Source organism: Pseudomonas sp. TWI929 (genome assembly GCF_039673335.1).
Lineage (GTDB): Bacteria > Pseudomonadota > Gammaproteobacteria > Pseudomonadales > Pseudomonadaceae > Aquipseudomonas.
The window spans coordinates 1-271 of sequence record NZ_JBDJLK010000202.1 but is presented as its reverse complement, the minus strand read 5'-3'; the positions used below and the strand labels follow the sequence as shown (position 1 = coordinate 271).

General features: G+C 51.7%; 1 rRNA gene. It reads left to right on the top strand.

Going from position 1 to position 271, the window contains the following annotated elements:
• Positions 1–169: 169 nt before the first annotated feature.
• Positions 170–271, top strand: a 5S ribosomal RNA gene (rrf, locus tag ABE456_RS28565); the annotation flags it as partial.

The following is a 271-nucleotide window of genomic DNA, read 5'->3' as shown; positions in this document are numbered from 1 at the left end:
AACGATGCATCGCCGATGGTAGTGTGGGGTTTCCCCATGTGAGAGTAGGTCATCGTCAAGATTCATTTCGCAAAACCCCTATCTGCGCATGCAGGTAGGGGTTTTGTCTTTAAGTAGGAACTACAGAGATTCGCAGGCACGTCCGAGGACGGGCCAGCACACAGAATTTCTTGACGACCATAGAGCATTGGAACCACCTGATCCCATCCCGAACTCAGCAGTGAAACGATGCATCGCCGATGGTAGTGTGGGGTTTCCCCATGTGAGAGTA